The organism is Micromonospora sp. C95, assembly GCF_018070465.1.
Taxonomy (GTDB): Bacteria; Actinomycetota; Actinomycetes; order Mycobacteriales; family Micromonosporaceae; genus Micromonospora.
In genome coordinates this window covers 226,084-252,503 of sequence record NZ_JAGPXT010000002.1, presented here as the reverse complement: position 1 = coordinate 252,503, position 26,420 = coordinate 226,084, and the positions used below count along the sequence as shown (strand labels likewise).

Here is a 26,420-nt window from a genome sequence, read left to right as displayed (position 1 = left end):
GCCACAGCTAGTCCGACGGCATCGTCTCGCACATGAACTTCGACGCCGACAACGCGCCGGGCCTGGTGTGGGCAGGCATCCTCCACGGCCCAGAAGCTCCCATCGGATCCGCCCTTCCGACGCTGTGTGAGGAGGCGGAACGGTGACGCTCCGAAAGCACCTGCCCGGACTCATGCGATGGCTGCTGCGGCGTCCTGAACCGCCACCACCGCCGGGTACCGGACAGCGGTATCAGGACGTCGAGCAGGCGGCAGCGCAACAACGGCTACTCGACCACGCAGCACGCCTACGGCCCGACGGCAGTCCCCCTGAGCGGTCGTGGGAAACGCCCGGTAAGCCAGTCCGCAGACCTGAGCCAGGGAAACCCTCGTGAGCCGAATCGTGTCCGGCTCATCCGGACGACCGACTCCGGTCAGGCGACGCGTCTCGTACGACGAGTACCTGTCGGCCACCGCGTTGACCCTCGCCCGACGGCATCGGCCGGTCTGGTCCTGGCAGCGCTGGCGGCGCGTCTGCCGCTGCGGAGCCGATCTTCCGTGTCGTGCCCGGCACCGGATTCCGATCAACCGGGGTCACTGGCCGCAGGAGGGTGAGCAGTGATCGGCGGTCCGGAGCAGACGATCCTCGCGGTGCATGTGCGCGGGCTCGACGGCATGTGCGTCGGCTGTCGGGCGTGGTGGTCGCGGCTGGCCCCGTACCCCTGCTGGCAGGTGGACTGGGCGACAAGCCAGCAGGCCCGTGCGAGCGTCGCCCGGTTCCTGGGCGGTGTGCGGTGACCACGCACGGGCCGGTGCTGCCGGTCTGGAGCTGCGGCGGCTGTGACCTGCCGTGGCCGTGTCCGACCCGGCGGCGGGAGCTGTGCGCGGAGTACGCGGACGCGCCGGTGTCGCTTGCCCTCTACCTCGGTGGCTATCTCGTGCAGGCCGCCGAGGACATGCCCTGGGCACCCGCTGGCGCCCTGCACCGCCGCTTCATCGGCTGGACCAGGCAGCCCCCGGAAGCACCGCAGCGGAGCCACAGCAAACGTGCCGACACCACTACACCAGCACGAGCGTCGTCCGGCCGGAAGACGTCGGATGGCACCTGATCCGACCAGTCCTGCACGACGTGGCCGGGGCCGGATCGGGGGCGGTGGCGCAGCGCGGGAAGGGTGTAGGTCGGCGGGACTGAGGGCCACCTACCGGAGGACGTCTCGACGGTTCACGTCACGTCGCCAAAGCTCGCGGCGTAGGAGTTGGCGCGGCGACCATGCCGCGTAGCGCGGCCAGGAGGAGTCCCTGCTCGTCAACAGGTAGACCAAACCGGGCACGCGAGAGTTGGGTGGCGTACGGCGCGAGGGCGTCGAGGTCGGCATGTTGTTGCCGCGCCTCCGCATTCAATGCGGCATCGGGGTCGAAGTCGATGTCGTCGTCGCCGGTGTAGTCCTCGGACGCCAGTTCCATGCGGTAGTCGACGGCGTCGATGGCCCGGCCCGCGACGTGGACGGCGAAGGCCGGCTCCGCGTGGAGGTAGCATTCCGCCGCGTAGAGAATCGCTGCGGCCGGGTCATCGTCGGCGTCGTCCGGGCCGTCCTGCCCCTCGTTATGGTAGTACTCGCTGATGTAGAACTCGCCGAGGGTGACGGCGATTGGCTTGAAGGCCGTCTGATCGCCGGCGGCAGCACGCCACACCAGGTCGAGCAGAGGTCGCAGGCTCTGTGTGAACGGCAGCCCTTGCGGGTCCAGCCGCATGAGCCGCTCCGCCGTGATAGCGGCGAACGCCACCGCCGTACCAGCGTCGACCGCCAGCAACCGCGACCGCACCTGCTCGTTGAGGGTCTGCCAATCCGTCACACCAACCTCCAGACACCGGCGGGTAAGCATACGAGCGGGGCTCCGGCCAGGGCGCGACGACCCGGACCATGAACCGCCAGTGCACACCTTGGCACGTGGACCTGCTCGCTGGGGCTGAAGTCGCTACCCGCTTTCGTTGCCCTTCTTCCATTCAGCCGCCGCCACCTTCCACGCCATCCAGTGCAACAACTGTCGCTCGACTTTTCGTGATGCAAGACGAAGTCGCCCAAAGGTTTCCAGTGGGACGTCCAGCCGCCCCAACGAAATTTTCCTACCTCGACCGTGCTCCGCCGAAAACCCTTCATCGATGGCTATGATGCGGCATTTCCAGAGCGGTAGCGGCTCTTCCTCGTAGCCGAACGGCAGGAGCAGATAGGCAGCCGCTTCGCTTATCGACAGGGCGTCGGCATCCCACCCCAGTCGACCGCGCTCAGCAACATCAATCAGCAGGCGCAACTCCCGCATCGAGACAACCCGCACCGGTGGTACCGTAAGCCCGGACCAGGAGCGAACGAAATTCGCGCGACTGAACGGCAACCATCGAGTCGGCATCACTGTACGGCCATGTTGATTACCTGCGCTGTACTGCCTTCGGCAGATTTCCTGTTGCTGGCCAATCTAATCAACACCTCAAGCATTCTGGTGGGCACCTTCCGGGTCTGGACTTGTCCGTGGTGTGGCCGGTGGCTCGTGTCTTCGCCTACAGCAGGTTCCTGAGCAGGCTCAGGTTCTTCCGCATGAGGCGGATGCAGGCACGTCGTTCCTCCCGGTCATCGAACAGATACATGTATCCGGCTTCTATGTCGAGATCTACGGCGGGGGGGGGGTCTGGCCAGCGCATCCCTTCTGCGTGTCGCCAAGAAGCTCGGCGAGGTTGGCCCGGGTCTCGGGAGTGCCATCATGCAACCGAAAGAACGTGTACGGAAGTTGCCTGTAGCGCTCTGCCACTTCAAGCGCATCTGCGTATCGACGGGCTCTCTTGGCACGTCTGGTAGCGGCGCTGCTAAGTAGTTATCCCATTAGTGCTGTGGTAGCTGCGACGATGCCAACGGTAACCGTCGGGTCAATCCTCATGAGGCGATTAGAGCAGTTGGATGCAACCGCGGCTGAATCAGGCCCAACCCGCCGCAGCATGCGAATCACGGACTAGGTCTGCCCGTCGGACGGCCGCCGTACGACCGAGCGTTCTCGACGCTGACCGCCGCCCGCAGGGCGATCGCGGGAAATGATGCCGGCGTCCATGCGGATGCTGTCCACCGGCACACCGAACAGGCGAGCCGCACCGGCACGGACCAACGCCAGCCCCTGCCAGGTCGTAAAGGTCCAGCCACCGCGAACGCAGACGACAACAACAGGGAAGTTGTCGCCTCGGAGCGCCCGTAGACGACAACAACAGGGAAGTTGCTCTCACGCTCAGCCAAGCGCCCGACGGCCGACCTACTGCAGGCCCTCACTCGCCATGGCCGCTCGTCACGTCCCGTTGTCGTCTGACCCTGGCGCTCCCGCCCGGCGCAACCTGGAGCGCGCGCGACGGTCGATCCAGCAGATCCACGAGGCTGCCGTCCGGCACCGCGACCCGGCCCTGCACGACCTGGCCGACGAAATCAGTGAGATTGCCATGACGTTGGGCCACGACGCCGGCCCGGTCCAGGATTGGCGGCCGTGCCCGGTCTGCGGAGCGCAGCCCGGGTCGCACTGCGCGAGGTTGCCGGGGCACGAGATGGTCAACGACATGCACCCTGAACGGACCAGCCTCTAGTTTCGGGAACGGCGTGGCCTGTCGCTTCGATCCCCTGGGCAGCTAGCTCGTCGGAGCAGGAGCCATCCCCCTCAGGGTGGGCTGACCAGCGACAGCACCATCCCTACCCCCGGCCTGCGTCAGTCGAACAGGACTACCGTGCGGGCGCCCTCGCCCCGGGCCATCCGGGCCAGCGCCTCCGGCGCCACGTCGAGGGTGATCCGGTCGGTGACCAGGAAGTCCAGGTCGAGGGTGCCGTCGAGTACCGCGCGGGCCAGGTCGGGCACGTCGCGGTCCGGGTCGGAGGAGCCGTACACCGAGGAGCGCAGCGTCCGGGCGGAGTGGAAGATCTCCAGGGCGCTGAGGGCGACCATGTCGTCCTTGCCGCCCATGCCGACCACGATGACCTGCCCGCCGCGTCGGGTGGCTCGCCAGGCGGCGCGGATGGTGGCGGCCCGGCCGACGCACTCGACCGCGTGGTCGACGCCCCGGCCGTCGGTGAGGGACCGTACCGCGCGGCTGAGGGTGTCGTCGGCGAGCAGGAAGTCGGTGGCACCGGCGGCGTATGCCAGCGCGGCCTTGGCGGGTGCGACGTCGACCGCGATGACGCGGGCGGCACCGGCGGCGCGGGCGGCGGCGACCGCGGAGAGGCCGACGCCGCCGAGACCGATGACGGCCACCGAGTCGCCGGGTCGGACGTTGGCGGTACGGCGGATCGCGCCGACGCCGGTGAGCACCGCGCAGCCGAGCAGCGCGGCGGTGGCAAAAGGTAGCTCGGGCGGTACGGAGACCACGGCCTGCTGCGGCACCACCACCTGCTCGGCCAGTGCGCCGAGGCCGAGGGTGACGTGCAGCGGCTCGCCGTCGACGGTGTGCCCGACGGTGGCGGCCGGGGTGCCGGAGCGTTCGCAGAGCCACGGTTCGCCGTGCCCGCAGTTCCAACAGGCGCGACAAGGGGGAGCCCAGTCGAGCACCACGTGGTCGCCGACGGCGATCCGGTCGACGTCCTCGCCGACCTCCACGACCACGCCCGCGGCCTCGTGGCCGAGCAGCAGCGGGTACGGCGCGGCGATGGTGCCGTCGACCATGGACAGGTCGGAGTGGCAGACGCCGGCCGCCCGGACCGCCACCCGTACCTGCCCGGGGCCGGTGGCGGGCAGCTCGACCTTTTCCACCCGGGGCGGCGTGCCGACGCCCCGGACCACCAGGCCCCTCACCGTTGGATCGCCTTCACTTCGCAGAACTCCTCCAGCCCGTGCACGCCCAGCTCACGGCCGAGGCCGGACTGCTTGTAGCCGCCGAACGGGGCGAGCGGGTTGAACGGTGCGCCGTTGATGTCGACGGCACCGGTGCGCAGCCGGCGGGCCACCCGCAGCGCCCGTTCCTCGTCGCCGGACCAGACCGCGCCGGCCAGCCCGTAGCGGGAGTTGTTGGCGACCCGTACCGCGTGGTCGTCGTCGTCGACCGGGATGACCGCGAGGACCGGCCCGAAGACCTCCTCCTGCGCGAGGGCGCTGTCGGGGTCGACGTCGGCGATGACGGTCGGGGCGACGAACCAACCCCGCGGCGGGACGGGGGCGTCCAGGCCACCGGCCACCAGCCGGCCGCCGTCGGCCAGGCCCCGGGTGATGTGGTCGCGTACCCGGTCGCGCTGTTGGGCGGAGACCAGCGGACCGAGCCGGGTGTCCGGGTCGAGCGGGTCACCGAGCCGGTAGCCGTCGGTCGCCTTTGCGGCCAGGTCGAGGGCCTCGTCGTAGCGGTCCCGGTGCACCAGCATCCGGGTCCAGGCGGTGCAGGTCTGGCCCGAGTTGAGGAAGGCGTTGCCGACGCCCACCTTGACCGCGGTGGCCAGGTCGGCGTCGTCGAGGATCACGTTCGCCGACTTGCCGCCCAGCTCCAACGACACCCGGGCGATCCGGTCGGCGGCCAGGTGCGTGATCCGCCGGCCGGTGGCGGTGGAGCCGGTGAAGGAGACCAGGTCCACGCCGGGGTGGCCGGCGAGCGCCTCGCCGACCACCGGCCCGGTGCCGGTGACCAGGTTGACCACGCCGGGCGGCAGGCCCGCTTCGTCGATGGCGTCGAAGAGCAGGTACGCGGTGAGCGGGGTCAGTTCGCTCGGCTTCAGCACCAGCGTGCAACCGGCGGCCAGGGCGGGCGCCAGCTTGGCGACGATCTGGTGCAGCGGGTAGTTCCACGGGGTGATCGCGCCGACCACGCCGACGGGTTCGCGTACCACCAGGGAGTTGCCCACGGTCTGCGGCGCGGGCGGGTGGGCGGCCAGGTCGACGTAGCTGCCCAGGACGGTCAGCGGCAGCCCGGCCTGGACGCGGGTGGCGACCTTCAGCGGGGTGCCGAGTTCCGCGGCGACGGTGTGCGCGATGTCGTCGGCGCGGGCGGTCAGGGCGGCGTGCAGCCGGTCGAGGTGGGCGGCCCGGTCGGCGGGATCGGTCGCCGCCCAGCCCTCGAAGGCGGCCCGCGCGGCGGCCACGGCCCGGTCGACGTCGCCGGCCGTGCCGGCCGGGACGGTGCCGATGACCTCCTCGGTCGTCGGGTTGTGCACCTCCAGCGGCTCACCGCCGGCAGCGCGCACCCAACGTCCGTCGAGGTAGAAGTCGGTCCGTACGGATTCCATGGGCTCCTCACCTCGACCAAAACTAGCGGTGCAAGTTTGGACTCTAGTACGCCGGACGGCCCGGCGGGAGGGGCGGCAGCGGGCCGACCACGCGCTCGTAGGTGTGCGACAGCCCGTCGAGCAGCGCCTCCAGGCCCAGCGCGAAGGCGCCCTCGTCGACCTGGTGCTGGTGCTCGGCGAGGCGGTGGGCCTGGCTCAGGTGCGGGTACTGCTCCGCGTAGAGCCCCGGGTCCTCCACGAAGCCCCGGGCGAACGACCCGAGCGCCGAACCGGTCACGAAGTAGCGCATCAGCGCGCCGATGTGCGTCGCCCGGGCGGGCGGCCAACCCGCCGCGACCAGCCCGCCGTAGACGGCGTCGGCCATGGCCAGCGCCGCCGGGCGTCGACCGGGGCCCCGGGCCAGGTGCGGCACGATGTTCGGATGGGCGGCGAGGGCGGCCCGGTAGGAGTGCCCCCAGCGGCGCAGCGCGTCGCGCCAGTCGACCTGGCCGAAGTACGACACGTCGACCTGGCCGGTGATGCTGTCCGCGACCGCGTCGAGGATCTCGTCCTTGGTGGCGAAGTGGTTGTAGAGCGAGGGTCCGCGTACGCCGAGCGCGGCGGCGAGCCGGCGGGTGGAGAACGCGTCGAGCCCCTCGGCGTCGATCAACGCGGCGGCGGCCTCGACGATCCGGTCCCGGCTGAGCAGGGCCTGTCGCGGCCGGGGCATGGGCGTCCTCCTTCGGGTGGGTGGCTCGCGGGGAACTTTGCCACACCGGGGTCTGGACAGCATAAAACTTGCACCGCTAGTTTACTGCCATGGACCTTCACCTCTCCGCCGAGCAGGTCGCGGTCCGGGCGCTCGCCGCCGACTTCGTCAACCGCGAGGTGGTGCCGCACGCAACGGCCTGGGACCGGCGCGAGGCGGTCGACCCTGGGATCGTCGGCAAGCTCGGCGAGGTCGGCTTCCTCGGCCTCACCATCGCCGAGGAGCACGGCGGCTCCGGCGGCGACCACCTCGCGTACTGCCTGGTGCTTGAGGAACTCGGCCGGGGGGACACCGCCGTCCGGGGCATCGTGTCGGTCTCGCTGGGCCTGGTCGCCAAGTCGATCGCCACCCACGGCACCCCGGAGCAGCGGGAACGGTGGCTGCCGCCGCTCTGCTCCGGCGCCGCGCTCGGCTGCTTCGCGCTCACCGAACCGGACAGCGGCTCGGACGCGGCGGCGCTGGCCACCCGCGCGGTCCGCGACGGCGACGACTGGCTGCTGACCGGCCGCAAGACGTTCATCACCAACGGCACCACGGCCGACGTGGCGCTGACCTTCGCCCGTACCGGTGGTCCGGGCCACCGGGGCATCACCGCCTTCCTGGTGCCGACCGACAGCCCCGGCCTGAGCCGGTCGGAGATCAAGGGCAAGCTTGGCCTGCGCGGGCAGGCCACCGCCGAACTCGTCCTCGACGCCGTCCGGGTGCCCGATGGCGCCCGCCTCGGCGAGTGCGGCGGCGGCTTCAAGCTGGCGCTCGCCACCCTCGCCAAGGGACGGATGTCGGTCGCCGCCGGCTGCGTCGGCATCGCCCAGGGCTGCCTGGACGCCGCCGTCGGCTACGCCGGGACGCGCACGCAGTTCGGCAAGCCGATCGCCGGGCATCAGCTCGTGCAGCAACTGCTCGCCCGCATCGCGGTCGACACCGCCGCGGCGCGGCTGCTGGTCTGGCGGGTCGCCGACCTGATCGACCGGGGCCAGCCGTTCGCCACCGAGGCGTCGATGGCCAAGCTGTTCGCCAGCGAGGCCGCCGTCCGCGCGGCGAACGACGCCATCCAGGTCTTCGGCGGGTACGGCTACATCGACGAGTACCCGGTCGGCAAGTACCTGCGCGACGCCCGCGTCGCCACCCTCTACGAGGGCACCAGCCAGATTCAGCAGTTACTCATCGGGCGGGCGCTCACCGGCGTCAACGCCTTCTGAACGCGAGAGGAAGCGTGCGCACATGGACTTCGGGCTGTCCGACGAGGAGCGGGCCATCCGCGACACCGCCCGTGACTTCATCACCCGGGAAGTCATGCCGCTGGAGCAGGAGCTGCTGCGCCGGGAGCGGGCCCACCAACCCGGCCTGGAACCCTCCGAGCTGCGCGAGTTGCAGCTCAAGGCCCGCAAGTTCGGCTTCTGGGGGCTGGCCACGCCGGCGGAGTACGGCGGCATGGACCTGCCGGCCGTCGTCCAGTCGCTGATCTGGACGGAGATCGGCCGCAGCTTCGTGCCGTTCCGCTTCGGTGGCGAGGCGGACAACATCCTGTTCCACGCCACCGACGAGCAGCGGCAGGAGTTCCTGCTGCCCACCATCGAGGGGGAGCGCAACTCCTGCTTCGCCATCACCGAGCCGGGTGCCGGCTCCGACGCGGCGAACATCCGGTTCCGGGCCCGCCGCGACGGCGACGACTGGATCCTCAACGGTGAGAAGACCTTCATCACCGGCGGCAACGAGGCGGACTTCGCCATCGTCATCGCGGTCACCGACCCCGCTCGGGGGGCCCGCGACGGCGGGGCGACCGCGTTCCTGGTGGACCGGGCGATGGGCTGGCGGTCGGAGTTCATCCCCACCATGGGCGAGGGCGGGCCCGCCTCGCTGTTCTTCGACGACGTACGGGTGCCGAACCGCAACATCCTCGGCGAGGTCGGGCAGGGCTTCACCCTCGCGATGCAGTGGATCGGCAAGGGGCGTTACACGATCCCCTCGCACGCCGTCGGCATCGCCGAACGCGCGCTGCGGATGGCCGTCGACCACGCCAACACCCGGGAGACCTTCGGGTCCAAGATCGGCACCAACCAGGCCATCCAGTGGATGATCGCCGACTCGGAGACCGAGCTGGAGGCGGCCCGCTGGCTCATCCTGCGCGCCGCCTGGACGGTAGACGCCGGCCTGGACCCGAGGCACGCCTCCTCGATGGCGAAGCTCTACGGCGCCGGCATGGTCAACCGGGTGGTCGACCGGGTCATGCAGATCCACGGCGGCATGGGCTACACCCGCGAGCTGCCGATCGAACGCTGGTACCGGCAGGTGCGGCTGTACCGGATCTTCGAGGGCACCGACGAGATGCAGCGCCTGATCATCTCCCGCGACCTGCTGCGCGGCTACACGAAGCTCGGAGGGCACCTGGGATGAGAAGCTTCGCCAACATCGAGGAGTTGGCCGGCGCGGTCGGCGAGCGACTCGGCCCGGGTCCGTGGTTTCCGATCGACCAGCATCGGGTGAACCTGTTCGCCGACGCCACCGACGACCACCAGTGGATCCACCTCGACCAGGAACGGGCGGCGGCCGGGCCGTACGGCGGCACCATCGCCCACGGCTACCTGACGCTCGCTCTGCTGCCCGCCCTGGTCGGCCGCCTGTACCGGGTGGACGGGGTGCAAATGGGGGTCAACTACGGCCTCAACCGGGTCCGCTTTCCGGCGCCGGTACGGGTCGGCAGCGCGGTGCGCGTCGTCGCCACGATCGACCAGGTCAGCCCGTTCGACGGCGGGGCGCAGCTGGTGGCCACGGTGACCGTGGACGGCGACGGCGGCGGCAAGCCGGTCTGCGTGGCCGAGACGGTGAGCCGGCTGTACGCGGACCCGCCCCGATGACCGCGCTCTCCCCGGTGACCGTGCTGGCCGGTTCCGCCGACCGGCACGCCGACACCGTCGCCGTCGTCGACGGTCGGGCCCGGGTCACGTACGCCGAACTGTGGTTGGAGGCCCGCTGCTACGGCGCCGGGCTGCGGACCGCCGGGGTACGCGACGGCGACACGGTGGCCCTGCTCGCGCCGAACGTGGTGGACTTCCCCCGGGTCTACTTCGGTGCCCTCGCCGCCGGTGCGGTCGCCGTACCGGTCGGCGTGCCGGTCGGTCCGCAGGCCGTCCACCTGGCCCGGGAGGCGCGGCTGCTGGTCTGCCACACCTCGCACCTGGCAGCCGGGCGGCGGATCAGCGTCCGGGCCGGCGTCCCGCTGCTCACGGTCGGTCCCGGCCGGGGCCCGTCCGACGTGCCCCGGTTGGAGGATCTCGGCGACGTCCCACCCGGCCAGACCGGCGGGTTCGCGGACACCGACCTCGACCCCGCCGGCCGGACCGAGGCCGACCCGGACGACACCGACGTGGTGCTCGGCTGTCTGCCGTTGGGCGGCCGGTTCGGTCAGGCCGTCACGCTTACCGGCACCTTCCGGGCGGGAGCGACCCTGGTGCTGCTGGGCCGCTTCACCGGCCCGGCGGCGCTCGATCTCATGCTGCGCGAGCAGGTCACCGTCTTCCACGGCACGTCGGCGATGTACGCGGCCCTGCTCGACGCGGCCCGGGGCCGGGAGTCGTTGCCCCGGCTGCGCCGCTGGGTCAGCCGGGCACCCCTGCCGCCGTCCCTGCGGCAGCGCTTCACCAGCACCTTCGACACGGTCGTCGAGGTGGCCGAGGGGGAGCGCGACTCGACCGTGCCGGGCCCACTCGCCGGCCGGACGCGCCCGGCCCGGCGGCTCCGCTCACGTCGACCTGGCTGCCACGTCGAGCGCTACCGGCGGGGGCCTGCAAGCTAGTGCGCTGGCCAGCAGCGGTCGTCGGGTCCGGCCCCGACCGGCGAATGGCGCTTCGATCCGCGACCGGTCCGGCCCGAGGTGGCGGTGCTGCGGCGCGGTGCCGATCGGCGTGCGGGCCGTCCCGGCGTCCTCGCCTACGATTCGACCATGATCCGAGACGAGCCGGCGGGGGCCGAGGTGCGGCTGCGCCCGATGACGGCGGACGACGCCGACCGGGTACTGGCGATCTACCAGGCCGGGCTGGACGGCGGCAACGCCAGCTTCGAGACCGTCGCACCGACCTGGGCCGACTTCGATGCCGGCCGGTTGCCGGCGCACCGGCTGGTGGCGGTCGACGGGGACGGGCCGGTCGTCGGCTGGATCGCCGTGTCGCCGACCTCTGCCCGGGCGGTGTACGCCGGGGTGGTGGAGCACTCCGTCTACGTCGACCCGGCCGCACAGGGGCGAGGGGTGGCCCGGCTGCTGCTCGACGCGCTTATCGAGTCGACCGACGCGGCCGGCATCTGGACGATCCAGTCCGGCGTCTTCCCCGAGAACACCGCCAGCCTGGCGCTGCACCGGCGGGCCGGCTTCCGGGTGGTCGGCACCCGCGAGCGGGTGGGCCGCCACCACGGCCGCTGGCGCGACGTCGTCCTGCTGGAACGCCGCAGCCCGGTCGTGCACTGAACCGCGTCGGCGGGGGCCGGCGAGCCGCCGGCCCCCGCCTGCGGTGTTACGGGTACTGCTCCAGGTAGACCGGAGCGCCGACCCGGTCCATGTCGGCCGCCTCGCCGACCCCGTTGACCACGTGGTCGATGGTGCCGGCGCTGAGGTTCACCGTCATGATGTGGTGCAGCCGGATGCCGGGGCGTACCGGCACCTCGAAGCCGTTCTCGGTACGGATCGACGGGTTGTTCTGGTTGAACACGTACACCCCGCCACCGTGCAGGGTGTGGTGGCGGACCCGGTCGCCGACCTTGTAGCCGGCCCACCCGTTGACCGTGCCGTTGTGCCAGTCCGCCTGGGTGGGCGGGTCGTACGGCAGCTCGTTCTGGTAGAGGATCGTGGTGCCGTGCTCACCGTTCCACACGGTGTTGTAGCGCTGGAAGTGCTCGACGAACAGGCCGGTGGCGGTGACGTGGTCGCCGTTGACGACGACGCCGTAGCGACCAGTGTTGGTCCGCCAGCGGTCGGTGTCGCCGTTGACGCCTTCGGTGAAGCCCTCGACACCGTGGTCGCCCCGCCACACCCAGGTGTGGTCGATCAGGACGTGGTCGCTGTTGACCTCCAGGGCGGTGTCCGTCTTGCCGATGTGCGGGCCGCCGACCCGGAAGTACACGTCGGAGAGCGTGATCGGGTTGCGCGGGGTGCTGTGGTTGCGGCCGTGCTCGCGGCCGACCCGCAGCAGCACCGGTGATTCCTTCAGACCCGCGTCGATGGTGACCCCGGCGACGACCACCCCGGGCACTCCGGCGACGTTGAGCGGCACCGCGCCGTCGACCGCGGTCAGGGTGGCGTGCCCGATGCCGAGCACGATCGTGTCGGGCCGGCGGACCTCGATGCTGCGGGCCACGTCGTACACGCCGGGGGTGAGCAGCAGGTGCCGGCCCCGGGCGAGTTCCCGGTTGATGACGTGCACCGGATCGGACGGCCGGGCGACGAAGAAGTCGCTGATCGGGATGGTCCGTCCCGGCGTCATCCGGTTACCCCAGGTGATGCCGCGCGTGTCGCGGCGTACGGCGGGCACCCGGACCTGGTACTTCCCCCTGGCGTCGACGAACAGGTACGGCTTCTCCCGGCTCAGCGGAGTGGTGTCCAGCGTGGTGTACGGCGGGTCGGGGAAGCCGGCGTCGTCGGGCGCGCCGACCACCCCGGCGAACACCTGGTTCCACACGGCGTTGGACCAGCTCTCGACCTCGCTGTTGCGGGTCAGCCACTGCTGCTGCGAGCCATTGGTGGTGGCCGGCAGCCGGGAGTCGGCGATGAAGCCGCCACTGGCGTACTGCGGCCCGTTGGTGCAGTAGTCCATCAGGGACAGTCCGCCGCCACTGATGTCGAGCCGGCGCATCGACACGGCCTGCGACACCGCCCAGAAGTTGGCCGAGGCGCGGCAGTCGTCCTGGCCGGTGGCGTTGATCCGCAGCGACAGGTTGCTCAGCGTGCGCCAGAAGTTGACGAGCGCGATGCAGTTGGCCGTGCCGCCCTCGGTCAGGCAGCGGTTGTACGCCTCGACCTTGCCGGTGATGACCACGTCGGTGGGGGAGGCGCCCAGGCCGGATATCTCGGTGTAGTAGCCCACCTTGATCTGGAGCGGCTGCTCGGCGGTGCCGTACTGGCCGGGCCGGAACAGGTAGGCGTGCCGGCTGGTGCCCATCTCGTTGTCGACCTGCGCGGCGTGTGCCGCGTCGAGGGTCGCCTGGATCTGGCTGACCGGCATGCTCGGGTCGAAGATCGTGACGTTGGGCCCGAGGTTGGCGGTGGCCGGCCGATCTGCGGCGCGCCCGGGCTGCTGATGCGGCGGGCCGGCGCTGACCGGGGCGTTCGTGGCGACGGCGGCGGTGGTCAGCGCAAGTCCTAAGGCCAGAGCGCGACCGAGTCTCCGGTGTGGTGGTGAGGTCGGCATGCGGACGTCCTTCCCGTCGGGCGCGGTGCGGTCCCGGGCCCGGACGAAGCGGTGGATCAAGGTGGCGTGAGAGCGCTCTCTCGCCGACCTGTTTCTACCCCTTGAAGCGGCTGCACGCCATGCCTGCCGCCGGACCGATTTCGCCCGGGGGCGAGTAGACCTCGGTGGGCCGACGTCGTTGCGCCCAACCTTGATCGTCTAGGATCGGCGGCCGGTGCGGCGCACGACACGGAGGTTGGGTTGGCATGTGGCCGTTCAAGAGGCACCCGACGGAGCCGGTCCTGGACCCGACCTACGGTGACCCGCATTGCAAGGCCCTGATCCGGGCGCTGGAGAAGCGCAAGTGGAAGTGGGCCCGGGAGCTGCTCACCATGGCAGCCGACCCGGACGAACTGGCCTTTCTGATGGAGGCCGTCGGCGGGGTCGACGGGATCCAGGACTGGATCGGCGAATGGATCGACGCCGAACCGGAGTCGACGCTGCCGCTGCTGGTAGCCGGTTGTCACGCGGTGCACTGGGCGTGGGAGGCACGCGGCGGCAAACTGGCCAAGTACACAAGTGCCGAGCAGTTCAGAGGATTCCACGAGCGGTTGCACTACGCCGAGGCGACGTTGCAGCAGGTGATCGCCCGCGAACCGGACAACGTGACGGCGTGGGCGTGGCTGGTGACCAGTTCCCGCGGGCTGGGCGTCGGTGCGGTCGAGGCTCAGCGGCGGTTCGACGCGGTGACTCGACTGCACCCCGGGCACCTCGTCGCGCACGAGCAGCAGCTGCAGTACCTGTGCGCGAAATGGTCCGGTAGTCATGAGCAGATGTTCGACTTCGCCCGGGGTGCTGCCGCTGCGGCCGGACCCAACAGTCTCCTGCATGAGCTGGTGGCCGTCGCCCACATCGAGAAGTGGGCCCGCACCGAACGAGCGGAGGCCAACGATTACATCGTCTCGGACGAGGTCCGGACGGAGCTGCTCGCCGCGGCGGAGAACTCCATCTTCCACCCGGATTACATTCCTGCCGGCCCGGGCTGGGCACCCCGAGTTGCGACGTTCGCGATGGCCTTCGAACTGGCCGACGAGTTCGACGCGGCCTGGCACGCGTTCGCACTGCTGGACGGCATGGTCACCAGGTGGCCGTGGATGATCCTCGGCGACCCGGTCGAGAAATTCACCGCCTCCCTCGACTACGTGACCGCGAACCGCAGCTGACGAACTGCGGTACGGCCCGACTTCGGCCGGAGCGGGTGACGGTCGGCAGGTACCCTCGGCCGGTGTTCTCGCCACAAGGCCCGTCGCTGCGGGAGCTGTGCGTCCAGGCGCTCTCCTCGGTCGAGCGCGGCTACGACCTGCTGGCGCCGAAGTTCGACCACACGCCCTTTCGTACGCCGGAAAGCGTGCTCGACGCGACCGTCGAGGCGCTGTCCGAACTCGGGTCGTTCGCGCACGGCCTGGACGTGTGCTGCGGTACCGGCGCGGGCATGCGGGTGCTCCGGTCCCTGTGTTCCGAAGGGATCACCGGCGTCGACTTCAGCGCCGGAATGCTCGCCCAGGCCCGCCGCGCGTACCCGGATGCCACCTGGGTCCGGGCCGACGCTCGGGCGCTGCCGTTCGCCGCGGGCTTCGACCTCGCGGTCAGCGCCGGAGCGCTCGGACACTTCCTGCCGACCGAACGGCCCGCGCTCTTCGCCGGGGTGTACCGGGCGCTGCGGCCCGGCGGACTCTTCGCCATCCCGATCGGCAGGGCACCGCTCACCTCGGTGTCGCACTGGATGACGCGCGGATTCGACCTGGTCATGCGGGTACGCAACGTCGTCTGGCGCCCGCCGTTCGTCATGTACTACCACAGCGCGCCGTTGCCCGCGCTCTGTGCCGACCTGACGGCGGCCGGCTTCACCGCGACGGATGCCGCCTTGCCCGCCCTGGGCACGCACCGCGACGGCAGCCCCCGCTTCCAGCTCATCCTCGCGCGCAAGGCTGCCGCGCACTCCTGAGACGTCGGACGCGCACTCCTGAGACGTTGAAAGGCCCCTCCCTCACACCTCGGGCAGGCCGACGTAGTTCTCGGCGAGGCTGGTGGCGTACGCCGGAGACGTGGTGACGTAGCGCAGGGTCGCCGACTGGAGCTTCGCCTCGTACGGGTCGTCGGCGTTGAGCCGGTGCAGCATCGAGGTCATCCACCAGGAGAACTGCTGCGCCCGCCAGACCCGGCGCAGCGCGGTGCGCGAGTAGCCGTCCAGCAGGTCGGTGCTGCCGTCGGCGTACCAGGCGGCGAAGGCGTCACCGAGCAACGCGACGTCGGCAAGGGCCAGGTTCATGCCCTTGGCACCGGTCGGCGGCACGATGTGCACCGCGTCGCCGGCCAGGTACAGCCGTTGCCACTGCATCGGCTCGACCACCAGGCTGCGCAACGGGGTGATCGACTTCTCCAGCACCGGCCCCTCGTTGAGCGTCCAGTTCGGCACCGTCTCCAACCGGGTCCGCAGCTCGGCCCAGATCCGCTCGTCCGGCCAGTCGGCGATGTCCTCGTCGGCCGGCACCTGGAGATACAGCCGCGAGATCTGCGGCGAGCGCATGCTGTAGAGGGCGAAACCGCGTTCGTGGTGGGCGTAGATCAGCTCCTCCACCGCAGGTGGGGCGGCGGCGAGGACGCCCAGCCAGGCGAACGGGTAGGTGCGCTCGTAGGTGGTCAGCACCCCGTCGGGCACGGTCGGCCGGCTGATCCCGTGGTAGCCGTCGCAACCGACCACGAAGTCGCAGTGCAACTCCTCGTCCCGGCCCTGGTGCCGAAAGTGGATCACCGGGGCGCTGTCCAGCCCGGACAGCCGGTCGGCGGGTGCCTCGAACAGGATCGTCCCGCCGGCCGCCACCCGGGCGGCGATCATGTCCTTGACCACCTCCTGCTGGCCGTACACGGTGATCGCCCGGCCGGTCAGCTCGGTCATCGGCACCCGGTGCGACTCGCCGTCGAAGCGCAGCTCGATGCCCTCGTGCCGCATCCCCTCCCGGTCCAGCCGGGCCCCCAGGCCGGTGTCGCGCAGCAGGTCGACCGAGCCCTGTTCGAGCACGCCGGCGCGTAGCCGGTGCTCCACGTACTCCCGGCTGCGGCTCTCCAGCACCACCGAGTCGATGCCGTGCCGGTGCAGCAGGTGCGACAGCATGAGACCGGCCGGTCCCGCTCCGATGATGCCGACCTGGGTACGCATCCATGCCTCCTTGGTTCCGACGGCCTAGAACGGGTAGCGGGTGACGTCACCCTGCATCGTGAGCCACTGCGTCTCGGTGAACGCCTCGATGTTGGCCGCCGCCCCACCGAAGCGGGAACCGGTGCCGGAGGCGCCGACCCCGCCGAACGGCGCCACCGCCTCGTCGCTGACGGTCTGGTCGTTGATGTGCACGATGCCACTGGGAATGCGCTCGGCCAGCGCCATCGCCTTCATCACGTCGCGGCTGAGGATGCCCAGCGACAGCCCGTACTCGCTGGCGCCGGCCAGCGCCGCCGCCTCGTCCAGGTCGCCGAAGGTGAGCACCGGGGCCACCGGACCGAAGACCTCCTGCGCGTACGCCGGGGTGTCCGGGGTGACGTCGGCGAGCACGGTGGGCCGGTAGAACAGCCCCTCGTAGGTGCCGCCGGCGGCCAGCCGGGCGCCCGCGTCCACGCTCGACGTGACCAGGGAGTGGATCTTGTCGCGCTGCGCCTCGTCGATGATCGGTCCGAGCGCCACCTGCTCCTTGGCGGGGTCACCGACCGGCAGGTGGTCGGCCTTGGCGGCCAACTCGGTGACGTACCGCTCGGCGAGGCTCTCGTGCACCAGGTGCCGGCCGGTGGTCATGCAGATCTGCCCCTGGTGCAGGAAGGAACCCCACGCGCCGGCCGAGACGGCGAGGTCCAGGTCCGCGTCGTCGAGCACCACCAGCGCGGAGTTGCCGCCCAGTTCCAGGTGGGCCCGCTTCAGGTGCCGGGCGGCGGCCTCGCCGACCTTGCGGCCGGCGGCGGACGACCCGGTGAAGCTGATCACCCGTACGCGCGGGTCGGCGACCAGCGCCTCGCCGGTCGCGACGCCGCCCGGCAGCACGTGCAGCAGGCCCTCGGGCAGCCCGGCCTCCTCGAAGACCCGGGCGATGGACAGCCCACCGCAGACCGCCGTACGCAGGTCCGGTTTGAGCACCACCGCGTTGCCCAGCGCCAGCGCCGGAGCCACCGAGCGGATCGCCAGGATCAGCGGGGCGTTGAACGGCGAGATGACGCCCACCACGCCGACCGGTAGCCGGCGGGCCAGGCTCAGTCGGGGCTGAGCGCTCGGGATGATCTCACCGAGCGACTGCGAGGGCAGCGTCGCGGCCTCGTAGCACTCCTGCGCGGCGGTGCCGGTCTCCAGGCCGCCCTTCGGCGGGATCGACCCGGACTCGCGGACCACCCACTCGCCGACCTCGGCGGCGTGCTGCTCCCACAACGCGCCGGCCCGGCGCAGCACGGCGGCCCGCTCGGTGTAGCTGGTGGCGGCCCAGGCCCGCTGCGCGGCGGCGGCCCGGATGCTGGCTCGCGCGACGTCGTCGGCGTCGGCCACGCCGACCTGGCCGATCTCCTCGCCGGTGGCGGGGGCGCGGACGGCGGCGGTGCCGCCGGAGGCCCGCACCCAGCCGTCGCTGTAGATCCGGCCGTGCCAGGTGTCGGTGTCGAGCAGGGGCATGGTGATCCTCCTTGCGCCGCAGGTGGGACGGCCACGGGCGGTGGCCGGCGGGATGGGTCCGGCCACGGCTGATACGTGCGGCGGCCCCGGCGGTGGCCCGGGCCGGTCGCGCGTCGCTTGTTCGCCTGCCGAACAAGCGTTCTCATCAAGGACATTTGCACGGTACCCGAGCCGCGTCAACGGATCGCCGCAACATTTCTGCAATGGGATCGGGTCCGGGAAGCCGGTCGGCCGGGGCGCGTTGACGAACGTCACCAACGCCGATTACGTTCGAGATAAGTACGCCGGTCCGCATACCGAACACTTGTCGGTGGGCGTTCGACACAGGAGGCAGGGAGGCTCATGGCGAAGCTCGTCTCGCTTGCCGACGGCGTCGCGGAGCTGGTCCGCGACGGTGACACGGTGGCCCTTGAGGGATTCACCCACCTGATCCCGTTCGCCGCCGGCCACGAGATCATCCGGCAGGAGCGGCGCGACCTGACGCTGGTGCGGATGACCCCCGACGTCGTCTACGACCAGCTCATCGGCGCCGGCTGCGCCCGCCGCCTGGTCTTCTCCTGGGGCGGCAACCCCGGTGTGGGGTCGCTGCACCGCTTCCGCGACGCCGTGCAGAACTCCTGGCCCGTCCCGCTGGAGCTGGAGGAACACAGCCACGCCGGGATGGCCAACCGCTACGTCGCCGGTGCCTCCGGCCTGCCCTTCGCCGTGCTGCGTGGCTACACCGGCACCGACCTGCCCCGACACACCACGAACATCCGCAGCATCGACTGCCCGTTCACCGGGGAGACACTGACCGCGGTCCCCGCGCTGAACCCCGACGTGACGGTGGTGCACGCCCAGCGCGCCGACCGCGCCGGCAACGTGCAGATGTGGGGCATCACCGGCGTACAGAAGGAGGCGGTGCTGGCCGCCCGCCGGTCCCTGGTCACCGTCGAGGAGATCGTCGACGAGCTGACTCCGGTACCCGGCCAGGTGGTGCTGCCCGGCTGGGCGGTCACCGCCGTGGCGCACGTCCCCGGCGGCGCCCATCCCTCCTACGCGCAGGGATACTCGGTGCGGGACAACGCCTTCTACGTGGCCTGGGACGAGATCAGCCGGGACCGTGACACGTTCCAACAGTGGATCGAACGGCACGTGCGCAAGGCGGAGGCGAAGGCATGAGTCAGTACACCGCCGACGAGATGATGACGGTGGCGGCCGCCCGACAGTTGCGCGACGGCACCGCCTGCTTCGTCGGGATCGGCCTGCCCAGCACCGCGGCGAACCTGGCCCGCGCCACCCACGCGCCCGAGCTGGTGCTGATCTACGAGTCCGGTTGTCTCGGTGCCAAGCCCGACCGGCTGCCGCTGTCCATCGGTGACGGTGTCCTGGCCGACACCGCCGACGCGGTGATCCCGGTGCCCGAGGTGTTCAACTACTGGCTGCAACCCGGCCGCATCGACGTCGGCTTCCTCGGTGCCGCGCAGCTCGACCGGTACGGCAACATCAACACGACAGTCATCGGTGGCGACTACACCGACCCGAAGGTGCGCCTGCCCGGTGCCGGTGGCGCTCCCGAGATCGCCGCCTCCTGCGGCGAGGTGGTGGTGATCGTCCGGCAGAGCCGGCGTACGTTCACCGAGCGCGTCGACTTCGTCACCTCGGTCGGCTACGGCGCCGGCCCCGGTGACCGGGCCCGGCTGGGGCTGCGCGGTGGTGGACCCCGCACCGTCATCACCGACCTCGGCATCCTCGAGGCCGACCCGGACAGCTGCGAACTCACCCTCACCCGACTGCATCCGGGCGTCACCGTCGAGCGGGCCCGCGAGGCCACCGGCTGGCCGCTCGCCGTCGCCCAGGATCTGAGCACCGTCGAGCCGCCCACCGCCGAGGAACTCGCCGTACTGCGCGCCCTGGAAGCGACCATGCGGGCGGCGGCATGACCGACCAGCCTCAGCTCGAACCGCCGGGCGGTGCGATCGTCAGTGGGCACCCGCTCGAATCCTCCGGGTCGCGGATACTCGGATCGACTGACGGAGAGGAGCGGCCGTGACCCAGGACGCCGAGCGGAGACTGATCCTGCCGAGCTACCGGCGCGACGATGTCGACGCCCATCCGCCGCTGCTCAGCCCCGGCTACCGGTCGACCGTCGTCCGGGCACCTCAGCAGCCGTTGACCTACCTGCCGCAGCGGCTCACCGAGGTCACCGGCCCGCTGCTCGGCGAGGGCCGCCTCGGCGAGCTGGACCACGACCTGACCCGCCAGCACGACGGCGAACCCCTCGGGCAGCGGATCATCGTGCACGGCCGGGTCGTCGACGGCGACGGCCGCGCGGTGCCGCACACCCTGGTCGAGATCTGGCAGGCCAACGCCGCCGGCCGCTACCGGCACGCCGCCGACACCTGGCCGGCGCCACTGGACCCGAATTTCACCGGCGTCGGGCGCGCCCTGACCGACGCCGACGGGCGTTACCACTTCGTCACCGTGCAGCCCGGCGCCTACCCGTGGCGCAACCACGACAACGCCTGGCGGCCCGCGCACATCCACTTCTCCCTCTTCGGCCGCGCCTTCACCCAGCGGCTGGTGACCCAGATGTACTTCCCGGGCGACCCGCTGTTCTCCCAGGACCCGATCTTCAACTCGGTCCGCGACGAGCAGGCCCGACAGCGGATGGTGGCCCGCTACGACCACGCCGCGACCCGCCCCGAGTGGGCGCTCGCCTACGAGTTCGACATCGTGCTGCGGGGCCGGGAGGCCACCGTGTTCGAGGACGAGGACGACGATGAGTGAGTCGTTGGGCGTCACGCCCGCCCAGACCGTCGGGCCGTACCTGCACATCGGGCTGAGCTGGCCGGACGGGCCGTACGTGGTGCCGGAGGGCACGCCGGAGGCGTTCTGGCTGCGCGGCCGGATCGTCGACGGCACCGGCGCGGCCGTGGTCGACGCGATGGTGGAGAGCTGGCAGGCCGATCCCGACGGTCGCTTCGACCACCCCGACGATCCCCGTGGCGCCCGGCCGTCGACGGTCCCCGGCTTCCGGGGTTTCGGTCGGGCCGAGACCGACACCGAGGGCCGGTACGCGTTGCACACCGTCAGGCCGGGCCCGCTGCCCACCTTCGACGGCGACACCGAGGCACCGCACCTGACCCTGTCGGTGTTCGGGCGGGGGCTGCTGCACCGCCTCGTCACCCGGGTCTACTTTCCCGGCGAGGCGGCCAACGCCACCGACCCGGTGCTGCGTACCGTCGACCCGCAGCGTCGTGACACGCTGCTGGCCCGGCCGGCCACGGACGGGTTCCAGTTCGACATCCGGCTGCAGGGAGAGCATGAGACCGTCTTCTTCGCCGTCTGAGGCACTGCTGCGCGGGCTCTCCGGCACCCCCGACGTCGACGCCGAACTCGGCGACCACGCCCTGCTGCGGGCGCTGCTGGACGCGGAGGCAGCCCTCGCCCGGGCCGGCGCCGACGTCGGGCTGCTGCCCACCGAGGCCGCCGACGAGATCGTCCGGCAGTGCCGCACCGAGCGGTACGACCCGGCCGTGCTCGGTGCCGCGGCCGAGGCGGCCGGCAACCCCGTCGTCCCACTGGTGCGCGAGTTGACCGCCGCGGTCGCCGCACCGGCCCGGCCCTGGGTGCACCACGGCGCCACCAGCCAGGACGTGCTCGACACCGCCCTGTCGCTGGTGGCGGTCCGCGCCGCCGGGCCGCTGCTGCGGCACCTCGCCGACGCCGCCGACGCCGCCGCCCGGCTGGCCCGGACCCACCGAGACACCCTGATGGCCGCCCGCACGCTCGGCCAGCAGGCCGCGCCGACCACCTTCGGGCTCAAGGCGGCCGGCTGGCTGGTCGCTCTGGTGCAGTCGCGGACCCGGCTGAGCCGAGCGTGCGCCGACCTGCCCGCACAGCTCGGCGGGGCGGTCGGCACCCTCGCCGGGTACGGCCCGGCCGGGCCGGCGATGGCCGACCGGTACGCCGCGCACCTGGGTCTGGCGGCGAGCCCGTTGCCCTGGCACACCCGCCGTCAGCCCCTGCTCGACCTGGCCGCAGCCCTCGGCGGGTTGCTCGCCGCCACCGGCAAGATCGCCCTCGACGTGGGCCTGCTCGCGCAGAGCGAGGTCGGTGAGGTGGCCGAGGGTGGGCCGGGGCGCGGCGGCTCCTCGGCGATGCCGCACAAGCGCAACCCGGTGGACTCGGTGCTGGTCACCGCCGCGGCCCGGCGTGGCCCCGGGCTCGTCGGCACGTTGTTCGCCGCCGCCGCGCAGGAGCACGAGCGGGCCACCGGCGGCTGGCACGCCGAGTGGGAGCCACTGCTCGACCTGGTGCACCTCGCCGGGGGGGCGACCGCCCGTACCGCCCGCATGCTCGCCGGCCTCGACGTGCGTCCGCAGCGGATGCGCGCCAATCTGGACGCCAGCGGCGGCCTGCTGCTCGCCGAGGCGGTGGCCGCCCGGCTGGCACCGGCCCTCGGCCGTGCCGCCGCCCACGACCTGGTCCGCCGCGCCGCCGCCCGGCCCGATTTCCGGGCGGGGCTGCTGGCCGAGGCGGACCTGCGCGCCCACCTGTCCGAAGCGGACGTCGATGCCGCGCTCGACCCGGCCGGCTGGCTCGGCAGCGCCGGGCAGCTCATCGACCGCGCCCTCGACCTGCACCGCGAGGCGACGGGCGGCCCGGCCGCGACCATCGGACCGGACCGCGCGGCGACGGGCGGCCCGGCCGCCACCGCCGGACCGGACCGCGAGGCGCAGCCGTGAGCGGCGGGCTGCACGTCACCGTCGACGGCCCGGCGGACGCGCCGGTGCTGCTGCTCGGCAGCTCCCTGGGCACCACGGGCGCGATGTGGCAACCGCAGATGGCGGCGCTGACCGAGCGGTACCGCGTGGTCCGCTACGACCATCTCGGCCACGGCGGTTCCGCGGTGCCGGCCGGGCCGTACACCATCGACCTGCTCGGCCGGAAGGTGCTGCGACTGCTGGACGCCCTGGGCGTCGCCCGGGTCCACTACGCCGGGCTCTCCCTCGGCGGGATGGTCGGCATGTGGCTGGCCGCACACGCCGCCGACCGGATCGACCGCCTCGCCCTGCTCTGCACCTCCGCATCGCTCGGACCGGCGGACGGCTGGCGGTCCCGGGCCGCCACCGTCCGGGCCGGTCGGCTGGACAGCATCGCCGACGCGATCGTCCAACGCTGGTTCACTCCCGCCTTCGCCGCGACCCGACCGGACACCGTCGCCGCCTACCGGGACATGCTGGTCAGCACCCCCGCCGCCGGCTACGCCGGCTGCTGTGAGGCGATCGCCGCGATGGATCTACGCCCGGACCTGGCCGCCGTCCGCGCCCCGACGCTGGTGATCGGTGCCGCCGACGATCCGGCGACGCCACCGGAGCAGGCCGCCACCATCGCCGGGCGGATCCCCTCGGCCCGCCTGGTGGTGCTCGACGGCGCGGCGCACCTGGCCAACGTCGAGCAACCCGAGGCCGTCGCCCGACTGCTCGCCGACCACCTCGACCCGGAGGGCGCGGTGAACAGATGACCGACCAGCAGCGGTACGAGGCCGGCATGACGGTACGCCGGCAGGTGCTCGGTGACGCGCACGTCGACCGGGCCATCGCGGGCACCGACGGGTTCACCACCGACTTCCAGGACCTGATCACCCGCTACGCGTGGGGTGAGATCTGGACCCGGGACGGGCTGGACCGGCGGACCCGCAGCTGCGTCACCCTCGCCGTGCTGGCCACCCTGCACCACGACGAGGAACTGGCCATGCACGTACGCGCCGCTCTGCGCAACGGCCTGACCCCCGACGAGATCGGGGAGGTGCTGCTCCAGGTGGCCGTCTACGCCGGCGTACCGGCGGCGAACCGGGCGTTCAAGGTGGCCCAGGAGACGCTGCGGCAGGAGGGCCGGTGACCGGCGAGGCGACGGCCCGCCCCGGCGAGTTCGTCCAGTCGCTGGAACGCGGGCTCGCGGTGATCCGGGCCTTCGACGCCGACCACCCGCAGCTCACCCTCAGCGACGTGGCCCGCAACACCGGGCTGACCCGGGCCGCGGCCCGACGCTTCCTGCTGACCCTCGTCGAACTCGGCTACGTACGCACCGACGGGCGGCTGTTCTCGCTGCGTCCGCGCATCCTCGACCTCGGTTACGCCTACCTGTCCAGCCTGAGCCTGCCCGAGGTGGCCCAGCCGCACATGGAGGCGCTGGTCGCGCAGGTGCACGAGTCCTGCTCCGTGTCGGTCCTCGACGGCGACGAGGTCGTCTACGTCGCCCGGGTGCCCACCAAGCGGATCATGACGGTGGGGATCAGCGTCGGCACCCGGTTCCCCGCGTACGCGACGTCGATGGGCCGGGTGCTGCTCGCCGCGCAGCCGTCCCGATGGCTGGACGACTACCTCGCCACGGCGCAGCTGCGCCCGCTGACCCGGCGCACCGTGACCGACCCGGCCAAGCTGCGCGGCCTCCTGACGAAGATTGCCAGCCAGGGGTACGCCCTGGTCGACCAGGAGCTGGAGGAGGGGCTGCGGTCACTTGCCGCGCCGATCCGAGGCGACAACGGCTCGGTGGTGGCCGCGGTGAACGTCTCCGCCCACGCCAGCCGAGGCTCGTTCGAGATGATCCGAAAGGAACTGCTGCCACCGCTACTGGCCACCGCCAGGCGCATCGAGGAGGACCTGAGCGCCGGTCCCGGTCGCTGAGCCCGGTCGAGGGCCCCGAGGCTGCGGCGAATCGGCCCGGGGTGGCTCGTCGGCGTACCACCATGTGGGGGGCGACGAACGGGGGGTGAGGTGCGCGAGCTGCTGCTGGTCATCACGCTGGGCGTCGTGGTGCTGGTCGGCACCACCATCGGCGGCCGGTACCGGGTCGCCCCGCCGGTGCTGCTCATCTGCCTGGGCGCCCTGGTGGCGTTGCTGCCCCCGTTCTCGCACGTGGTCCTCGCGCCCGACGTGGTGCTGCTGCTGTTCCTGCCGGCGATCCTGTACCGGGAGAGCCTGGTCGTCAGTCTGCGGGAGATCAGGGCGAACATCGTGGTCATCGCCTTGCTGGCGATCGGCCTGGTCGGGGTCACGATGGTCGCGGTGTCGCTGGTCCTGCAGCGCTTCGGTGTCGACCCGGCGGTGGCCTGGGTGCTCGGCGCGGTGCTCGCCCCGACCGACGCCGCGGCGGTGGCCGGGCTGGCCAAGCGGATGCCCCGCCGCCTGCTGACCACCCTGCGCACGGAGAGCCTGGTCAACGACGGCACCGCCCTGGTGCTGTTCGCCATCGCGCTCGGTCTGCTGGGCGGAGGTGCCGCACCGAACGCCTTCGAACTCGTCGAACGGATCGGCCTGTCCTTCCTCGGTGGCATCGCCGCCGGCGTGGTGGTCGGCACGGTGGTGATCCTGATCCGTAAGCACATCGACGACCCGCTGCGGGAGGGCGCGCTGGGTGTGCTCACCCCGTTCACCGCCTTCCTGCTCGCCGACAGCATCCACGAGAGCGGAGTGCTCGCGGTGGTGGTCGCCGGCCTGATGGTGTCCTACGCCAATCCCCGGGTGATCCGGGCCCGGTCCCGGATCCTCGCGGTGTCGTTCTGGGACCTGACCACCTTCCTCATCAACGGGGGACTCTTCGTGCTGGTCGGCATGCAGATCCCCCGGGCGGTGCGGAGCGTCACGAGCGTCTCACTGGCCCGGGCAGTGGTGATCGCGCTCGTGGTGGCGGGGGTGCTGGTGCTGGTGCGGATGCTCTGGCTGCACCTGATGGCCGCCGTGGCCCGGCTGGATCGGCGCGAGGCGCAGCTCGCCCGCCAGGTCGACTGGCGGGTGCGTACGGTCGCCGGCTGGGCCGGTTTCCGGGGTGCGGTCTCCCTGGCGGCAGCGCTCGCCGTGCCGTTGACCACGCAGGACGGCAGCCCGGTGCCGGAACGGGATCTGATCATCTTCGCCGTCGCCACGGTGATCCTGGTGACCATGCTCGTGCAGGGCACCACCCTGCCGTTCCTGCTGAACTGGGCCGGGTTGCGCGGCGATCCGGAACGGGTCGCGGAGTCACGGCAGGCGCAGGCGGGTGCCACCCAGTCCACCTTCGACGCGCTGCCCGACCTCGCCGACCGGGTGGGCGCCGAGGCCGAGATCCTGCACCGGCTTCGGGCCGAGTACGCGGCCCATCTGAACGCGGTGCGATCCGAGCCGGGGGACGAGCCGGCGACGGCCCGGCAGGTCGAGCGCCAACTGCGGCTGGCCGCCCTCGAACACAAGCGACGCGAGATCATCGGGATGCGCGACCGGCGGGAGATCGACGACACCGTGTTGCAGGAGTTGCAGGCCCGCCTCGACGTCGAGGAGATCCGGCTGTTGGGCCCGACGCCATTCGAGTGACGGCCGCCCGACGCCGACGCCGCCGGCCGAAGTGCCAGGGCGTGCCGAAGCCCCGCCAGTC

26 protein-coding genes and 1 pseudogene are annotated in these 26,420 nt (G+C 71.8%); 18 read left to right on the top strand and 9 right to left on the bottom strand.

Annotated elements, in window-relative coordinates; translation table 11 throughout:
- Nucleotides 1-392: 392 nt before the first annotated feature.
- Together KBX00_RS29600 and KBX00_RS03785 are read left to right on the top strand one after the other, a co-directional pair.
- Nucleotides 393-776, top strand: a pseudogene (locus tag KBX00_RS29600) (hypothetical protein).
- On the top strand, nt 773-1,087 hold the full coding sequence (locus KBX00_RS03785; RefSeq protein WP_307868024.1) for a hypothetical protein: 315 nt from the start codon (nt 773-775) through the stop codon (nt 1,085-1,087). The pseudogene KBX00_RS29600 and the gene KBX00_RS03785 overlap by 4 nt, the downstream one beginning before the upstream one ends.
- 118 nt (nt 1,088-1,205) lie before the next feature.
- Here KBX00_RS03785 and KBX00_RS03780 read toward each other — a convergent pair whose 3' ends face one another.
- The 6 genes from KBX00_RS03780 to KBX00_RS03755 form a co-directional block, all read right to left on the bottom strand.
- Entirely contained in the window at nt 1,206-1,832 is a 627-nt protein-coding gene (locus tag KBX00_RS03780) for a hypothetical protein (RefSeq protein WP_210823246.1), read from the bottom strand.
- A 123-nt stretch (nt 1,833-1,955) separates the two neighbouring features.
- Nucleotides 1,956-2,312: a hypothetical protein gene (locus tag KBX00_RS03775; protein ID WP_210823244.1), complete on the bottom strand. Its 357-nt coding sequence runs from the start codon at nt 2,310-2,312 to the stop codon at nt 1,956-1,958.
- A 970-nt stretch (nt 2,313-3,282) separates the two neighbouring features.
- Nucleotides 3,283-3,528, bottom strand: coding sequence for a hypothetical protein (locus tag KBX00_RS03770; RefSeq protein ID WP_210823241.1), 246 nt, complete (start codon nt 3,526-3,528; stop codon nt 3,283-3,285).
- Between the two features lie 182 nt (nt 3,529-3,710).
- Entirely contained in the window at nt 3,711-4,787 is a 1,077-nt protein-coding gene (locus KBX00_RS03765) for an alcohol dehydrogenase catalytic domain-containing protein (RefSeq protein WP_210823240.1), read from the bottom strand.
- Complete coding sequence (locus KBX00_RS03760; protein WP_210823239.1) at nt 4,784-6,202, bottom strand: aldehyde dehydrogenase family protein; 1,419 nt, start codon at nt 6,200-6,202, stop codon at nt 4,784-4,786. The genes KBX00_RS03765 and KBX00_RS03760 overlap by 4 nt, the downstream gene beginning before the upstream one ends.
- A gap of 43 nt (nt 6,203-6,245) precedes the next feature.
- Nucleotides 6,246-6,911, bottom strand: coding sequence for a TetR/AcrR family transcriptional regulator (locus KBX00_RS03755; RefSeq protein WP_210823238.1), 666 nt, complete (start codon nt 6,909-6,911; stop codon nt 6,246-6,248).
- 89 nt (nt 6,912-7,000) lie between these two features.
- Between KBX00_RS03755 and KBX00_RS03750 the strand changes: the two genes are divergently transcribed.
- From KBX00_RS03750 to KBX00_RS03730, 5 genes are all read left to right on the top strand, one after another.
- Nucleotides 7,001-8,149: an acyl-CoA dehydrogenase family protein gene (locus tag KBX00_RS03750; protein WP_210823237.1), complete on the top strand. Its 1,149-nt coding sequence runs from the start codon at nt 7,001-7,003 to the stop codon at nt 8,147-8,149.
- 22 nt (nt 8,150-8,171) lie between these two features.
- Nucleotides 8,172-9,344, top strand: coding sequence for an acyl-CoA dehydrogenase family protein (locus KBX00_RS03745; RefSeq protein ID WP_210823236.1), 1,173 nt, complete (start codon nt 8,172-8,174; stop codon nt 9,342-9,344).
- Nucleotides 9,341-9,805, top strand: a complete 465-nt coding sequence (locus tag KBX00_RS03740) for a MaoC family dehydratase (RefSeq protein WP_210823235.1) — start codon at nt 9,341-9,343, stop codon at nt 9,803-9,805. The genes KBX00_RS03745 and KBX00_RS03740 overlap by 4 nt, the downstream gene beginning before the upstream one ends.
- A complete protein-coding gene (locus KBX00_RS03735; RefSeq protein WP_210823234.1) occupies nt 9,802-10,743 on the top strand; it encodes an AMP-binding protein in 942 nt (313 codons plus the stop codon). The genes KBX00_RS03740 and KBX00_RS03735 overlap by 4 nt, the downstream gene beginning before the upstream one ends.
- A gap of 147 nt (nt 10,744-10,890) precedes the next feature.
- Complete coding sequence (locus tag KBX00_RS03730) at nt 10,891-11,409, top strand: GNAT family N-acetyltransferase (protein ID WP_210823232.1); 519 nt, start codon at nt 10,891-10,893, stop codon at nt 11,407-11,409.
- A gap of 46 nt (nt 11,410-11,455) precedes the next feature.
- Here the strand turns inward: KBX00_RS03730 and KBX00_RS03725 are convergent, their stop codons facing one another.
- Complete coding sequence (locus KBX00_RS03725; protein WP_210823231.1) at nt 11,456-13,345, bottom strand: adenylyl cyclase; 1,890 nt, start codon at nt 13,343-13,345, stop codon at nt 11,456-11,458.
- Nucleotides 13,346-13,590: 245 nt separating this feature from the next.
- Here KBX00_RS03725 and KBX00_RS03720 point away from each other — a divergent pair, with 245 nt between their 5' ends.
- A complete protein-coding gene (locus KBX00_RS03720) occupies nt 13,591-14,547 on the top strand; it encodes a DUF4034 domain-containing protein (RefSeq protein WP_210823230.1) in 957 nt (318 codons plus the stop codon).
- Between the two features lie 62 nt (nt 14,548-14,609).
- A complete protein-coding gene (locus KBX00_RS03715; RefSeq protein ID WP_210823229.1) occupies nt 14,610-15,329 on the top strand; it encodes a class I SAM-dependent methyltransferase in 720 nt (239 codons plus the stop codon).
- Between the two features lie 42 nt (nt 15,330-15,371).
- Here the strand turns inward: KBX00_RS03715 and KBX00_RS03710 are convergent, their stop codons facing one another.
- Together KBX00_RS03710 and KBX00_RS03705 are read right to left on the bottom strand one after the other, a co-directional pair.
- Nucleotides 15,372-16,541: a 4-hydroxybenzoate 3-monooxygenase gene (locus KBX00_RS03710; protein WP_210823228.1), complete on the bottom strand. Its 1,170-nt coding sequence runs from the start codon at nt 16,539-16,541 to the stop codon at nt 15,372-15,374.
- 24 nt (nt 16,542-16,565) lie between these two features.
- Nucleotides 16,566-18,026 carry a benzaldehyde dehydrogenase gene (locus KBX00_RS03705; protein WP_210823227.1) on the bottom strand — a complete coding sequence of 487 codons (1,461 nt, stop codon included), beginning with the start codon at nt 18,024-18,026 and terminating at the stop codon, nt 16,566-16,568.
- A 342-nt stretch (nt 18,027-18,368) separates the two neighbouring features.
- Between KBX00_RS03705 and KBX00_RS03700 the strand changes: the two genes are divergently transcribed.
- The 9 genes from KBX00_RS03700 to KBX00_RS03660 all read left to right on the top strand — a co-directional run bounded on the left by KBX00_RS03700 (nt 18,369) and on the right by KBX00_RS03660 (nt 26,359).
- A complete protein-coding gene (locus tag KBX00_RS03700; RefSeq protein ID WP_210823226.1) occupies nt 18,369-19,187 on the top strand; it encodes a CoA transferase subunit A in 819 nt (272 codons plus the stop codon).
- Nucleotides 19,184-19,948, top strand: a complete 765-nt coding sequence (locus KBX00_RS03695; protein ID WP_210823225.1) for a CoA-transferase subunit beta — start codon at nt 19,184-19,186, stop codon at nt 19,946-19,948. Before KBX00_RS03700 ends, KBX00_RS03695 begins: the two co-directional genes overlap by 4 nt.
- A gap of 106 nt (nt 19,949-20,054) precedes the next feature.
- Complete coding sequence (gene pcaH / locus KBX00_RS03690; RefSeq protein WP_307868021.1) at nt 20,055-20,795, top strand: protocatechuate 3,4-dioxygenase subunit beta; 741 nt, start codon at nt 20,055-20,057, stop codon at nt 20,793-20,795.
- Entirely contained in the window at nt 20,788-21,357 is a 570-nt protein-coding gene (gene pcaG / locus KBX00_RS03685) for a protocatechuate 3,4-dioxygenase subunit alpha (RefSeq protein WP_210823223.1), read from the top strand. The genes pcaH and pcaG overlap by 8 nt, the downstream gene beginning before the upstream one ends.
- Complete coding sequence (gene pcaB / locus KBX00_RS03680; RefSeq protein WP_210823221.1) at nt 21,332-22,756, top strand: 3-carboxy-cis,cis-muconate cycloisomerase; 1,425 nt, start codon at nt 21,332-21,334, stop codon at nt 22,754-22,756. Before pcaG ends, pcaB begins: the two co-directional genes overlap by 26 nt.
- Entirely contained in the window at nt 22,753-23,535 is a 783-nt protein-coding gene (gene pcaD / locus KBX00_RS03675; protein WP_307868018.1) for a 3-oxoadipate enol-lactonase, read from the top strand. The genes pcaB and pcaD overlap by 4 nt, the downstream gene beginning before the upstream one ends.
- Nucleotides 23,532-23,912: a 4-carboxymuconolactone decarboxylase gene (gene pcaC, locus KBX00_RS03670; protein WP_210823219.1), complete on the top strand. Its 381-nt coding sequence runs from the start codon at nt 23,532-23,534 to the stop codon at nt 23,910-23,912. The genes pcaD and pcaC overlap by 4 nt, the downstream gene beginning before the upstream one ends.
- On the top strand, nt 23,909-24,697 hold the full coding sequence (locus tag KBX00_RS03665) for an IclR family transcriptional regulator (protein ID WP_210823217.1): 789 nt from the start codon (nt 23,909-23,911) through the stop codon (nt 24,695-24,697). The genes pcaC and KBX00_RS03665 overlap by 4 nt, the downstream gene beginning before the upstream one ends.
- A gap of 90 nt (nt 24,698-24,787) precedes the next feature.
- The gene (locus KBX00_RS03660; protein ID WP_210823215.1) at nt 24,788-26,359 is read left to right on the top strand and encodes a Na+/H+ antiporter; all 1,572 of its coding nucleotides are present in this window, start codon (nt 24,788-24,790) and stop codon (nt 26,357-26,359) included.
- Nucleotides 26,360-26,420 lie beyond the last annotated feature (61 nt).